Origin of the sequence: Bacillus cereus group sp. BfR-BA-01355, assembly GCF_022663675.1 — a bacterium.
GTDB lineage: Bacteria > Bacillota > Bacilli > Bacillales > Bacillaceae_G > Bacillus_A > Bacillus_A thuringiensis_S.
Genome location: NZ_JAKUFY010000031.1, coordinates 19,379 through 33,032, shown reverse-complemented (window position 1 = coordinate 33,032; position 13,654 = coordinate 19,379). Strand labels below are relative to the sequence as shown.

The following is a 13,654-nucleotide window of genomic DNA, read 5'->3' as shown; positions in this document are numbered from 1 at the left end:
AAGGGCTTTTTTACCTATCGTATGAAGAATTTCACTTTTTTCCTTCTCATTGATGACACCGATTTTTTGCAAAATATTCGCGTACAATACAAGTTTATTATATATTCGTTCTGACATGTTCTCCCTTCTTTCCTTCGACCAACTTTTTTTGTATTGGTAAATTATATGAAAGAGATGAGAAAATGTGTCCACTTTTTGCATAAATGCAAATCTTTTATTTTACGATTTACAGACAATAAAACTCCCTCCTAAAAATTAGGCGGGAGTTTAGGTACTTTCACTGTATTTAACAAACTGTCCACTGAATATTATGCTTCATAAGTTCTTCTTCAAAACTATATGGCATTTTTTTATCACAAATTACATGTTGAATACGTGAAAATGCTGCTATACGATAATTCCCTTTCACGCCTACCTTCGTATGATCACATAAAATATATGTTTTCTCAGCTAATTTCATCATCGCCTCTGACAATTTCGCTTTCTCTAATTCAAAGCTGGAAACTCCAAAACTAGGTAATAGCCCATCAATCGAAACGAACGCTTTATGAAAATGGAATTGCTGTATTACTTGCTGAGAAATAGACCCTGATACACGCGAATGCTTTGGAGATACTTTTCCACCTATAAATAAAACTTCACCGTGAAACATCTTTTTATTAATAGAAGAAATTAATTGTGTTGCGACTGGAAATGAACTTGTTACAATCGTTAAGTTTTTACGATGAACAAGGTATGGAACCATTTGAAGCGGTGTACTTCCATCATCAATTGCAATGACATCACCATCTTCTACAAATGTCGCTGCTTTATAACCAATTCTTTTCTTCTCTTCTATATGTAGCATTTCTCTTTCTAACATTGGTGCCTCTACCCCAGCGCCTGGAAGTTGAACAGCTCCACCATACACTTTTTTCAACTTCTTTTCACGATCTAATTCTTCTAAATATCGACGAATCGTTTCTGTTGATACAGCAAATTCTCTCGCTAATTCTGAAACCTTTACTTTCCCTTTAAATTCTACCTTTTCAAGAATGGTTCGCTTTCTTTCTTCTCCTACTACAGACATAGCTTCACCTCATTTATATCTCCCTCATAAACTTCCTTATTTATACAAGGTTGTAATTTTCTTTATAAGCAGAAACTTTTTCATGAATATGAATACCGCGCTTTGCTAGCTCATCAAAAATCAATTGTGGATTTTCAAAAGCTTCTTCAGGCGTAACAACACCCACCCTATTTACATTTCCATTTGCAATTAACTCTGCAGCAATCCCAAATGGAATACCGACGTTTCTCGTATAAGCTCTTAATTTTTCCCATCCTACAACAGAGCCATCAGATAACGGATGTGTATGATATAATACATGTCTTTGCTTCTCATTATTTTTCATACCTATTACTTCTACATGAAGTGCATAACCATAAACCTCTGTTTCTTGTCCTTCTTTCGATTGTAATAAATACTGCGAAATACAATCCATAATACCAATTTCTTTCCCATTTATTTCAATCTGATCATTACGCAATATGCCGTAATCATATAAAGCATGTACAAGTTGCATATTTTGCTTTGGCCAAGTTCCTCTCGTCTCTATCAGTTTGATACCTTTATTTTCTAGTGCCTTTGCTAACGTAATTGTTTCAGAATGCGGGATTATATACTGCGTTGTCTTACCATAAGGCGCTGGCAATTCTATTTCTCTTGGACGCGCAAACGGAAGTACTTGCTTAAATTCACCATCTTCATACACTGTACGCGATGGTAAATGTGGATCATATTCATATGTCGTTGTCTCTGTAATTGATGCAGAAAAAGCAATCGGACGATACGAACCGTGACTTACGCGGATCGTATCTACAGTATCCAGTTGATTTGCTGCATGCATTGCCATCATTTGCGTTACACCTGGCGTCATGCCAAATCCAGGTAAACATGTTTTTTCGTTTTGAACAAATATAGCATGCGATTCATTTTCTTCACCAAATCCATTTAAGTTCACACCGTGACACCCTGCTTCTGCAATACAGCGGGTCGACAATCCGTTTAGCTTTATCGTCGTACCGTCCATTACAATGTCATAACCAATCATTTTTGCAACCGTATCCTCGTGATTCGTTACATCTACTTTTACAAAATCAACACGAGGATCGTTGAGCCATTCTACTACTTTACGGCCCTCTTCCTCGTTAAAATCAGCTACTGTAATCGTCTCAAAAGATGAAAATTGAACTAAATCCAAAATAGCTTCACGACAAATTTTACCTGCTCCACCTAAGCAAAATACTTTCATCCAATAACAGCTCCTTTAGCAATACTATCAACTAAGCGATTAATATCTTCTTCATGTACATCACCGATATTTCCAATGCGAAACGTATCTACTTTCGAAATTTTTCCAGGGTAAATAACAAATCCATAACGCTTTAATTCGTTATATAACTGTTGAAACTCGAACCCCTCTTTTGGATAAATGAAAGATGTAATAATAGGAGATTGATATTTCTCATCTACTAGTGGCTTAAATCCGATTTCTCCCATTCTATTCACTAGTAGTTTTTGATTGTTGTAATATCGATTGTAACGCGCTCTCACTCCCCCCTCTTTTTCTAGTTCAAGTAGTGCTTGATAAAAAGCATGTACAACATGTGTAGGTGAAGTAAAACGCCATTTCCCATTTTGTTTTTCCATCGTTTCCCATTGATCATATAAATCAAGAGATAAAGAACGTCCTTTTCCTTTACACTTCAATAATTCATCACGTTTTACGATTACAAATCCGAATCCAGGAACCCCTTGAATACACTTATTTGCACTACTAATTAAAAAATCAATTTGTAAATCAGCAATGTCTATTTCAATCCCGCCGAAACTACTCATCGCATCAACAATTGTAACCTTTCCATACTGCTTTCCTAATTTACATACATCTACAATTGGATTTATAATACCTGTCGTTGTTTCACAATGAACAACTGCAATATGCGTAATCTCTTTATCTTCTTGCAATAACTTTTCTACTTCTACAATATTAGTAGGTTCCCACTCTTCTGTTTGACTGACCACTACATCAATCTGTAACATCTCTGCCATTTGCACGATGCGCTTACCGTACGCACCATTTGTACAAACGAGAAGCTTCCCATTTGCCGGAATAACAGAACCAATTACTGCTTCAACTGAAAACGTACCGCTTCCTTGCATTAACACTGTTGTATATTTCTCTTCTTCCTTCGTCGCTAACGATACAAGTTTAGCTCTTACTTCTTGCACCATCGTATTATATTCAACATCCCACGTACACCAATCGTATAGCATAACTTCTTTTACTGATTTTGTTGTCGTTAATGGTCCTGGTGTTAATAATAAATAGTGATTTTCATTCATGATCCAGTGCCCCTTTTATGAAATAATTAGTTCTTGTTTCTCGATATGTTCTATTATGTTTTCGAGCTCCTGCATCGTTTCAATCGTAAAATGAGCCCCATTTTCAACAAACCGATTACGAACTACTTCTATTTTTTCACGAAGCTCTACCGAATCCATACTCTCCACTTCCTCTTCCGTTAAACCGAGCTCACTACTTCCAAGAATTACACCAACTGTCCACATTCCAGCATTTCTACCTTCTTTCATATCTGATACTGTGTCCCCTACTTTTATCATATGGTTCATCGGATACACATCAAGTTCCATTGCATTTTTATAGCACATCCATGGATATGGACGGCCTGCTGGAACATCATCTGGCGTAACAAGAAAATCAGGTTTATATCCTTGTAACGCTGCTTCCTTTGCAACAATATCCATCATTTCTCTCGTATAACCAGTTGTTGAACCGATTTTAATGCCTCTCTCACGTAAAGAAGCGATTACTTCTTTTACCCCCTCAATCGGCGTAGCATAACTTGGCAAAATAGAAAAGAGAATTTCTTCAAACTCTTCATACATCTCATGAATGTCTACTTCTGTTGGTAATTGACCGAAGACACGCTTCCACTCATCCGCAATACGAGGCATTTCTGTTAGTGCCCTTACATGATCTATTTTTAATAATCCCATTGGCTTACGTGCTTCTTCTACTGTAATTTCAACGCCGCGTTTATGAAAAATCTTCATGAATACTTCTAGTGGTGCAAAACATCCGTAATCAACTGTCGTACCTGCCCAATCAAAAATAACTGCTTCAATTTTCATTCTGTCCATCACCCTTCTTATTTATCTTTTTTGCCATTGCGAAGTTCGGTTACGAAGTGCTTTCGTTCCCCATTCATATACAACTCTCACTACAATATTTGTAATAACAATAAGTACACTCATTGCAGCTGCTGGCGCTACATTTCCTGCATCATCCATATTTACGATTGATACGGCAGCTAGTTTAAAATCAGCTGCATATAAGAATACAACTGCTGACACAGTTACCATCGAATTTACGAAGTAGTACATCACCATTTCTAAAATTGCTGGTAAACACATTGGTACTGTTACTCTAAAGAATGTTTTATAAAACGGAATACCCATTGACTGCGAAACAAGCTCAAACTCACGGTCTAATTTCTTTAAGGCAGTCGTTGCCGTGACAAATGTTACAGAATAAAAATGAATGATATTTACTAGTACTAACACAGCGATTGTTCCGTATAAAGAATGAAACGGATTCGTTACTGATAGTCCCAGAATTTGAATCGTTGGTTGACTAAAGAAAAAGACATATCCTAATCCGAGTACTAAACCTGGTATCGCTAACGGCACTATAGAGAAAAAGTAACCTGTTTTTCTAAAAAATTGTAGCTGGTCTATTTTCTCAATTGCATATGCGAATACAAATGTTAAAATCGCCCCAATAACTGCTGTAACTGCTGAAACAATTACGCTATTTTTAAATGCTTCAAGTCCATCTCCTGTTAAACTCGAAAAATTAAAATGCTCAAATGTAAAACTCATATTATATGGCCATACTTTCACACTTGCAGCAATACCAACTGCAACAAATAATAGAATGATCATAAGTGTAATTACACTACAATATATGAATGAGATTACATCTCTTTTCTTATTAGCTATTATTCTGTATGGTACTGCTTTTGAAGATAAGAAATTCGCCTGCTTTCTTTGCGTAATACGATCAACTACAAATGCGAATATAGCTGGGATTAATAAAATCATTCCGACAGTTGCACCCATCGGCATATTTTGCTGTCCAATTACTTGTTTGTATACGTCAGTAGCAAGCACATTATATTGCCCACCAACAATTTTTGGTGCCCCAAAATCAGTAAAACTAAGTGTAAACACAACAAACATTGCACTAATTAATCCGTACTTTACACTAGGTAAAGTAACCGTGAAAAATTGCTTTGTTTTACTCGCCCCTAACATATTAGAAGCTTCATATAATCGATAATCAGATCCTTGAAAGGCAATTAGCAATATAAGAAATGCTTGCGGAAATGTATACATAACTTCAGCTATTACAATTCCTACTGGTCCATATAAAGGGATTTGTATACCTTCAAATAACCCAAACATCCCTTTCGTTACTAGCCCTTGATTACCAAATAAATATGTAAGTGCTATACCGTGCATCATCGTTGGTGCGAACAATGGTAATAACGCTACATACTGAAATACACGCTTTCCAAAAACATTCGTACGGGCAATTGCATATGCGTAAACGAATGCGATTGCAACTGAAATAATTGTTGTTGCGCCCGAAATCCATACTGTATTTTGTAAAGACTGAACTAAAGTTGGTGTTGTGAAATATTTACTGAAATTCGCTAAACCAATGAAAACTCCATCTTTATTATAAAAAGCTTGTGTAAATATTTGTAATAGCGGCAATACAAGTATGATAAGGAAGGAAAGGATCATACCGATAATTACGAGCCTTTGGATCCATTCCTCTTTCCCAATACTTCTCTTAATCTTTTTTTTCGTACTTTCTACCTTATAGTTTTCTAACATCTCCATCTATACAATGACCTTCTTTCCATATGACAACATATGATTTTCTGAGAAAGAGATTTGAATCGGCTTTCCTTTTCTAATAGCGGTTGCTTCTACTTCTGATGCTAATATATCCACTACAATTTTCTCATTATAAAGGTGTGTGTTTTCTTCTATGACTCGCACTTCCGTCCGATATACGGATCCGCGAAATTCCATACTTTCCACAACTGTTTTAATACCTTCCTTTTGTACAATTGTTACATGTTCAGGACGAATTGCATGTTCTTCGTTATTTTTCGAAAAGAAATTAATAGAACCAATAAAATCTGCCACAAACGGATTGGCTGGTCTTTGATAAATCTCCTCTGGTGTTCCAATCTGCATAATTTCCGCATGATTCATTACAACAATTTTATCAGCCATCGTTAATGCCTCTTCTTGATCATGCGTTACCATAATCGTCGTTATTCCTATTTCCTCTTGCAAATCACGCATTTCTCTACGTAATTTTTCACGCACTTTTGCATCTAAAGCTGATAACGGCTCATCGAGTAACAAAATATCTGGAGACAGAGCGAGCGCACGTGCAAGTGCTACTCGCTGCTGTTGTCCACCAGACATTTGAGCAGGATATTTATCTTTTACATTCAGCAAATCTACAAGTTTTAACGCATCTAGCGCTTTCTCTTTCACTTCTGCTTTCCCATATTTTTTTGTCTTTAAGCCGTATTCAATATTTTCAAGTGCTGTTAAATTCGGAAATAAAGCATACGATTGGAAAACCATTCCGAAGTTTCTCTTTCCAGGAGGCAATGCTGTAATATCTTTTCCATTCACAGCTATACTGCCAGTCGTTGGTTCCTCTAGTCCCGCTAAAATGCGAAGCAACGTCGTTTTCCCACAACCACTTGGGCCTAATAAACAAACAAACTCATTTTTGTTCACAGTAAAAGAAATATCTTTTAACGCTGTAAATGCATCAAACTGTTTTTGAATGTGTTGAATTGATAAATATTCGCTCATTTTTCTCTCTCCCACTCACTTACTTTTTCGGTTCTGCTTTTTGACCAAACTCTTTTTCCCATTTTTCTAAAATTTTGTCACGATTTTCTGCTGCCCATTTAAAGTCATTCTTTTTATATAATTTTTCAGTAACATCTTTCGGGAATCCCTCTGGAAGTTTATAGTCATTTTTAATTGTCGCAAATCCATTTTTCTCAAAGTATAACTTCATTACATCATCAGTAATTGCCCAATCTAAAAATGCTTGCGCTAATTTATCATTTTTCGCATTATCTTTCTTAATAAGTGCGTTCGCTTCTACTTCCCATCCTAATCCTTCTTTCGGCAGTACAACTTCAACTGGGGCACCTTTTTGTTTTTCTTTTAAAGCACTATAAACCATTGATACACCGACTGGATATTCACCTGCTCCTGCTAATTTTGCTGGTTTTGATCCTGAATGCGTATAACTTGCCATATTATCATGAAGTTTCTTCATGTAATCCCAGCCTTTATCTTCACCCATGATTTGTAGCCATGCAGAAACTGTTAAAAACCCTGTTCCAGATGATGCTGGATGTGGCATAACAAGTGTTCCTTTATACTCTGGTTTCGTTAAATCTTCATATGATTCTGGCATCGGTAAATTTTTCTTCTTTAATTCTTCTTTATTTACAGCAATCCCCGTCATAAATGCAGTATTTCCTACCCATTTTTCAGGTTGCTTATCATCTTTAAATTGCGGAAGAACACGATCTGTTCCTTTTGGAGAGTATCCTTTTAACATATCTTTTTTATCTAAAGCTAATAGACTTGATGCCGCAGTTCCCCATACAACATCTGCTTGTGTATTTTTCCCTTCAGCTAGCAATTTCGCAGTAATAACTCCTGTTGAATCACGTACAATGTTTAATTTCACATCAGGATATTTCTTTTTAAAGGAATCAAGATAAATTGGTACAAGCTCTTCTTCAATTGCTGTGTAAACAGTTAATGATCCAGATAATTTTTCATCTTTCACTTCCGCTCCAGCACTTTCTTCCTTCTTTGCACCACACCCCATTAATAACGAAAATACCATTCCAGTCGCTACAGCTTTAAAGATTGTTTTTTTCACTGTTTCTCTCTCCTTTTACAAATCTTATGTACAACTCAAATATAAACAACTAGTGTAAAAGCAGTATTAAACCAACATTAATCTTTTGTTTGTTGTTTGTTTTTGTGTAATACGTTGCTACTTCTATGTTTTTTCGCATTTTTCTGCTAATAGAAAACACTAAATTTACAAATAATTAAAAAAACCTTTATAATCCCACAAAAAAATGAGGCGTTTGTAAAAACGCCTCATTTTTGTTTCCCTTTTTTTGAATTACGATTAGCATACTTTGCGCTATTTTCTCCTTCATACTCTAATGCAAATTCTGCATCTGGTAAGCTTTCTTTCGGAGTTTTATTATTATTGATTGCCGCATTTTGTTTTACTTTTCTTTTTACCAATACATTCACCTGCTCTCAAGAAATCACTTTCTACTCTAGTTTGAAACAATTTAAAATAATTATTACTGGCAAGTGTTAACAAGTACATAAGAGGCGTTCGATGGAAATACTACGTATGAAGAAATCATTATAAAAAGGAGCGATGATTTTGAAGAAAAAAGAAAAGATTCAATCACCAATTTTAGACGAAACGCTCCCGCATCAAATGAATTTTCCATCTTTTAAAGGAACAGGAAAAACGATGCAACAACCTTTTGTGAATCCATATGATGTTGTAATTGGAGACAGTAAATATAATTCCGAGAACAGTCCACTTAACAATTGGAGTGATGAAGTAGATCCTGCCATTATGGCTGGTGATGAGTGGATCCATCCTACAAATGATATTGGGTGGATTTCAGAAGAAAATCAAGAGTTGCTAAAAAACGAATCAGATAATAAAAATGAAGCTTTTATGCATCCACAATTTGGCATTAACGACTAAAAAACCATTCTACCTAACATAGGTAGAATGGTTTCATACTATCCAATAATAATCCGTTCTTTCGGGTATTTATAGCGAGGTGGTTGTTCCCTTCCACCACTAGCTAAAATAAATGTTAAAATACCAACGCGTCCGATAAACATAAGCACAATGAGTACAAGTTTCCCAATAGTTGTTAAATCAGGCGTAACACCTGTTGATAGTCCTGTCGTTCCGAAAGCAGAACAAACCTCAACAATTAAGCTCATAAGCGATACATTTTCCGTAATAGATAAAACGAATAGCGCAGTAGCACATAACAAAATCCCCATCGTCATAACGACAGATGCTTTCAGTACATCCTCTTCATGTAACTGACGTTTGAAGACTCTAACTGTTCTACCGCCCCTTGCAAAGGTGTATAGTGACAATATACTAACAGCAAATGTTGTTGTACGTATTCCGCCCCCAACCGAACTTGGAGATGCCCCTATAAACATTAATATACTCATAAATAAAAGCGTCGGTTGTGACAATTCACGTATATCCATTGTAGCCAGTCCACCACTTCGCGTCGTCACAGATTGGAATAATGTATAGAAAACTGTTTCATGCCATGACTTTCCTGCTAAAAACTGATTTCGTTCTAGTAGAAAAATCATAATTGTTCCAACGATAACGAGTGCAAAAAATGTCGTTGTCGTCAATTTTGTAAATAACGAAAAGCGGAATAGTTGCTGTCGCCTTTTACTAAAGAATTGTTTTACTTCCATTAACACCGGGAAGCCAATCGCTCCTAAAATAATAAGCAACATATGAATCATTTGCACAATATAATCTTTTTTGTACGGAATTAGTGATTGTCCAGTTAAATCAAATCCTCCGTTCGTAGTTGCACTAACAGCGGCAAAGAAACCGTGGAAATAAGCTTCTTGCCAAGTTGGAAAATAAAGTAGAAATCTTGTACCTAATAGTATTGCTCCAATAAGTTCTATCGAAATAATTACAATTAAAATAGAACGCATCAATTCTACAAGGCCTGATAAATTCCCTTGATTATGATCTGCCATAATGAGTCTTCTTCTCTGCAAACCGATTTTTTTCCCCGTTATAATCCAAACAAACGTACCAAGTGCCATAATCCCTAAGCCGCCTAATTGTAAAATAAGGGCTAACATAATAATTCCTGCCGTAGTAAATGTATCTGAAATCGTAACAACAGACAGTCCCGTAACACTTACCGCACTAACAGATGTAAAGAGGGCATCTATAAATGTCCATTTCACACCAGCCTTCGTAACAAACGGGAAACTAAGCAATATTACCGATACAACTACCGCTAATAAATAAAACAAAACGATGAGTTGTACAGGACGTAATTTTTGTAAAAACTTTTTTATATCTCTCATTCCATCACTTCGCTACCTTTTTTCTATCGATTAAATAAAGAAAAATCTTTACTTTCTTTATTTGTAAATAACTGCTCAAATAATTTGGCAAAGACCATTCCATATACAGTTCCATTACCTCCATACGGCAATGCGTAAAACAAATTATGTATCTTTTCGTCTTCTTTTAAAATGGGGAGACCATCATGAGTACCACCAAATGCGGCTGCCCAATAGTAGTCTGCCTGTATATTTTTATACTGCGGGAACAGTTCTTTTACAATATTAATAAGGATATCACGCTTATGCAATAATTTCGTATCACCGATTGTTTGAATTTGCATCGCTTCATCTAATCCGCCTACAATAATGCGGTTTCGATACGTTCGAAAATATAAGTAGGGCCGTGCCGTTTCCCAAATTAACGATCGCTCATGCCAGCCTTCAAACTGATCTATTTCATTTGTTACAATTGCATAAGAAGTTTCTACTGTTGTATTCTTTTCTTTCTTTCCAAAAAGCGCTTCATAACCTGTCGCCATAATAATATTCTTTGCTACAATTTGATTTCCTGTTTTCGTGTAACAAATTAAATCATTTTGGTGTTTTTTTATATGTATTGCCTCTGTATGTTCATATATATTAGCTCCCATTTGGTTTGCTTTATGCAAAAAACTATGCGCTAGTAAATACGGATTCACCTCAGCATCACCTTGCATATATAACGCTGCTTGTTTTGCAAAAGAATAACGTTTCTTAATATCAGCTTCTGTAAAATATTCAACTGGAAATCCATAATTCTGTAACGTATTATATTCCTCTTGTAAAAATGAGACATCCTCACTTTTACTTGCATAATATAAACTATTTCGCGGAATAAAATGGGGATCAATATCAAGAGTCGGTATAACCTCTTCCATTGTTCTTAGCGCTTCATAACAAAGCTTATATGCTCGTACCCCTTTTTCTTTACCAAATGTATGAATAAGAGAAGTTAACGATTTATCATGAAGAAATTGTAGTAAACCTGTATTAGCAGCTGTGCTACCACACGCAATTGCTCTTTTTTCAATAAGAGTAACACTCATACCAATTTTCGCTAACGAATGCGCTATATGAGCACCTGCTTCGCCACTTCCGACTACAAGTACATCACATATCATATCACTTTCTAACGGTGGATAACAAGGTACAGAAACTCCTGTATTCCAAAACAACTTACCGGTCATAAGTTTCATAATCATACTCCTAAAATATAAATTTCTCCTTTCTATGTTTTGTTATTTTCCATAAAAAAATCCAACTAACATAGGCTAGTTGGATTTTTTTATTTTTAATTAGAACGCTCTTCAAGCCAATTTCCAATCGTCGGATATGTTTGTTTTACAGCTGTTCCACCGTAAACAATAGACATATGCCCTGTCGGTAAACATACATATTGTTTATCTGTGCTAGAAATATGGTCTAGTAACGCTTCTACTTGACATGGCAAAGCGATATGATCACGTTTCCCGGAAATATTTAAGACATTCGCCTTAATATTTGCAAGGTCTACCTTTTGTCCGCGAATAACAAGTTCACCCTTAACCAGTTTATTATTTTGATAAAAATCACGAATCCACTGTCTGTATGATTCACCTGGGAACGGAATACCATCACCAACCCACTTTTGAACCAATCTCCAGCTTTCGACGAAGCGCTCATTCTCTGAACGATCTACTAAAGCAACATATGGACCAACAAAGTTCGTAATTGGTTTTAACATTTTGTTTCCGAAATCAATCATTTCTGGCGGAATATTTCCAAATGTATCAACCGCTTTATCTAAATTGAAGTATTTCTCATCTAATAAAGGACCATACAATCCTGTTTCAGAGAAATCAAAAGGACTTGTCATGAAAATTAAATTACGAATTGGCATGTGCGGATGAAGTGCTGCATAAATGGAAGTTAGCGTTCCACCCATGCAATAACCAAGTAAAGAAATCTCGTCCGCTTTTGCAGTTCGCATTACTTTTTTTACTGCTTTTGCAATATAATCAAACACGAAATCATCAAATTTCAAATGACTATCTTCTAAACCAAATGTGCCCCAATCAAGCATATACACATCAAAACCACGATCCACTAGATATTCCACTAAACTATTTCCAGGAGTTAAATCCATAATATATGGTTTATTAATAAGAGCATATATTAACAGAATTGGAACTCTTTGTGTTTTTTCTTGTTTTGGAATGTAGCGATAAAGCTTCGTCTTATTCTTCGTCCAAATAACCTCTTTCGGCGTTAATCCTACTTGCGGCTCTGGTTCACGTAATAAAATTTCACTCGCCCTTTTCACTCGGCGGTATGCTTTTCGGTACTCTTCTGGGTATAGCTCTAATTGCTTTTCCCATTCTGTTGCGAATGTAGTCATTTTCCTATCTCCTTTTTGGTCGATTTCCTTCTAAAAAAAGAAGTGCATTCCTGCTATGGATATGCACTTTTTTCTTACTTCATTACATATATAATCCGCCGTTAATGTTTAATTGCTGACCTGTGATATACGCACCGTCACGGCATAGGTATACTACACCTTTTGCAATTTCATCAGCTTGACCAAAACGTTTTTTCGGGATTTTTGCAACGATTTTTTGACGTACTTCTTCTGGTACTTCTGCTACCATTTCAGTATCAATAAATCCAGGGCAAATTGCATTTACAGTGACATTTGTTTTTGCAAGTTCTAATGCTAATGATTTTGTAAATCCTAACATACCCGCTTTTGCTGCTGAGTAGTTTGTTTGGCCAAATCCACCTGCTTGGCCAATAATAGAAGAAATGCTAATAATTCTTCCTTCTTCCGCTTCCGTTATGTATGGAAGAACCGCGCTTGTCGTATTAAATACGCTACTTAAATTCACGTCAATTACGCGCTCCCAATCTTCACGATTTAACTTTTTGAATGTACGATCTCTTGTAATACCAGCATTATTAACAAGAATATCAACTTTACCAAAATGATTCACAGCTTCTTCTACAAGTCGGTTTGCATCTTCTACTTTAGAAACATCCGCTTGCACTGCATAAACGTCATGTCCATCTTTTCCTAGTTCATTTACTAAATTTTCAGCTGCTTCTTTACTGCTATTATAGTTAATAACTACTTTCGCTCCCTCTTGTGCTAATGCTACTGTAATTGCTTTTCCAATCCCTTTTGCTCCACCTGTTACGATTGCTACTTTGCCATTTAATTGAACCATTTCTTTTCCCCCTTAAATGAATTTGTGAACGATTGTTATGAATCATTTTGGTACTCATACTGTAGAGTCCCTATATAATTATGTTTCGCCGTTTACACGTGAA

At 35.8% G+C, this 13,654-nt stretch carries 13 protein-coding genes; 1 reads left to right on the top strand and 12 read right to left on the bottom strand.

The annotated features are described in order from the left end of the window. Positions 1–286: 286 nt before the first annotated feature. From MR167_RS12945 to MR167_RS12910, 8 genes are all read right to left on the bottom strand, one after another. A complete protein-coding gene (locus MR167_RS12945) occupies positions 287–1,069 on the bottom strand; it encodes a DeoR/GlpR family DNA-binding transcription regulator (protein ID WP_000117666.1) in 783 nt (260 codons plus the stop codon). Positions 1,070–1,109: 40 nt separating this feature from the next. After that, a complete protein-coding gene (locus MR167_RS12940; RefSeq protein WP_000862157.1) occupies positions 1,110–2,294 on the bottom strand; it encodes a saccharopine dehydrogenase family protein in 1,185 nt (394 codons plus the stop codon). Then, entirely contained in the window at positions 2,291–3,388 is a 1,098-nt protein-coding gene (gene phnW / locus MR167_RS12935; protein ID WP_001004780.1) for a 2-aminoethylphosphonate--pyruvate transaminase, read from the bottom strand. Before phnW ends, MR167_RS12940 begins: the two co-directional genes overlap by 4 nt. A gap of 15 nt (positions 3,389–3,403) precedes the next feature. Then, positions 3,404–4,198, bottom strand: a complete 795-nt coding sequence (gene phnX, locus MR167_RS12930) for a phosphonoacetaldehyde hydrolase (RefSeq protein WP_000687386.1) — start codon at positions 4,196–4,198, stop codon at positions 3,404–3,406. A gap of 21 nt (positions 4,199–4,219) precedes the next feature. After that, a complete protein-coding gene (locus MR167_RS12925) occupies positions 4,220–5,977 on the bottom strand; it encodes a putative 2-aminoethylphosphonate ABC transporter permease subunit (RefSeq protein WP_000425527.1) in 1,758 nt (585 codons plus the stop codon). Further along, positions 5,978–6,979 (bottom strand): putative 2-aminoethylphosphonate ABC transporter ATP-binding protein, encoded by a 1,002-nt coding sequence (locus MR167_RS12920; protein WP_000006195.1) that lies wholly within the window; start codon positions 6,977–6,979, stop codon positions 5,978–5,980. It lies immediately after the preceding gene. Positions 6,980–6,998: 19 nt separating this feature from the next. Beyond that, a complete protein-coding gene (locus MR167_RS12915) occupies positions 6,999–8,075 on the bottom strand; it encodes a putative 2-aminoethylphosphonate ABC transporter substrate-binding protein (RefSeq protein ID WP_242314789.1) in 1,077 nt (358 codons plus the stop codon). A 227-nt stretch (positions 8,076–8,302) separates the two neighbouring features. Further along, complete coding sequence (locus MR167_RS12910) at positions 8,303–8,455, bottom strand: hypothetical protein (protein ID WP_000240799.1); 153 nt, start codon at positions 8,453–8,455, stop codon at positions 8,303–8,305. Between the two features lie 148 nt (positions 8,456–8,603). On the opposite strand from MR167_RS12910, the gene MR167_RS12905 reads away from it, so the two are divergent. Next, positions 8,604–8,939 carry a DUF3905 domain-containing protein gene (locus MR167_RS12905; protein ID WP_000726020.1) on the top strand — a complete coding sequence of 112 codons (336 nt, stop codon included), beginning with the start codon at positions 8,604–8,606 and terminating at the stop codon, positions 8,937–8,939. A gap of 38 nt (positions 8,940–8,977) precedes the next feature. On the opposite strand, the gene MR167_RS12900 is transcribed toward MR167_RS12905, so the two are convergent. From MR167_RS12900 to MR167_RS12885, 4 genes are all read right to left on the bottom strand, one after another. Continuing rightward, positions 8,978–10,327 carry a TrkH family potassium uptake protein gene (locus MR167_RS12900; RefSeq protein WP_242314787.1) on the bottom strand — a complete coding sequence of 450 codons (1,350 nt, stop codon included), beginning with the start codon at positions 10,325–10,327 and terminating at the stop codon, positions 8,978–8,980. 23 nt (positions 10,328–10,350) lie between these two features. Then, positions 10,351–11,544, bottom strand: coding sequence for an NAD(P)/FAD-dependent oxidoreductase (locus MR167_RS12895; protein WP_000772566.1), 1,194 nt, complete (start codon positions 11,542–11,544; stop codon positions 10,351–10,353). A 95-nt stretch (positions 11,545–11,639) separates the two neighbouring features. Then, a complete protein-coding gene (gene phaC / locus MR167_RS12890) occupies positions 11,640–12,725 on the bottom strand; it encodes a class III poly(R)-hydroxyalkanoic acid synthase subunit PhaC (RefSeq protein ID WP_000206331.1) in 1,086 nt (361 codons plus the stop codon). 82 nt (positions 12,726–12,807) lie between these two features. Further along, positions 12,808–13,551, bottom strand: coding sequence for an acetoacetyl-CoA reductase (locus tag MR167_RS12885; protein ID WP_000250407.1), 744 nt, complete (start codon positions 13,549–13,551; stop codon positions 12,808–12,810). Positions 13,552–13,654: the final 103 nt, after the last annotated feature.

Excerpts from the sequence above, each read along its gene's own strand:
- MR167_RS12945 (WP_000117666.1), bottom strand. The coding sequence starts at position 1,069 with ATGTCTGTAGTAGGAGAAGAAAGAAAGCGAACCATTCTTGAAAAGGTA.
- MR167_RS12940 (WP_000862157.1), bottom strand. The coding sequence starts at position 2,294 with ATGAAAGTATTTTGCTTAGGTGGAGCAGGTAAAATTTGTCGTGAAGCT.
- phnW (WP_001004780.1), bottom strand. The coding sequence starts at position 3,388 with ATGAATGAAAATCACTATTTATTATTAACACCAGGACCATTAACGACA.
- phnX (WP_000687386.1), bottom strand. The coding sequence starts at position 4,198 with ATGAAAATTGAAGCAGTTATTTTTGATTGGGCAGGTACGACAGTTGAT.
- MR167_RS12925 (WP_000425527.1), bottom strand. The coding sequence starts at position 5,977 with ATGGAGATGTTAGAAAACTATAAGGTAGAAAGTACGAAAAAAAAGATT.
- MR167_RS12920 (WP_000006195.1), bottom strand. The coding sequence starts at position 6,979 with ATGAGCGAATATTTATCAATTCAACACATTCAAAAACAGTTTGATGCA.
- MR167_RS12900 (WP_242314787.1), bottom strand. The coding sequence starts at position 10,327 with ATGAGAGATATAAAAAAGTTTTTACAAAAATTACGTCCTGTACAACTC.
- MR167_RS12895 (WP_000772566.1), bottom strand. The coding sequence starts at position 11,544 with ATGAAACTTATGACCGGTAAGTTGTTTTGGAATACAGGAGTTTCTGTA.
- phaC (WP_000206331.1), bottom strand. The coding sequence starts at position 12,725 with ATGACTACATTCGCAACAGAATGGGAAAAGCAATTAGAGCTATACCCA.
- MR167_RS12885 (WP_000250407.1), bottom strand. The coding sequence starts at position 13,551 with ATGGTTCAATTAAATGGCAAAGTAGCAATCGTAACAGGTGGAGCAAAA.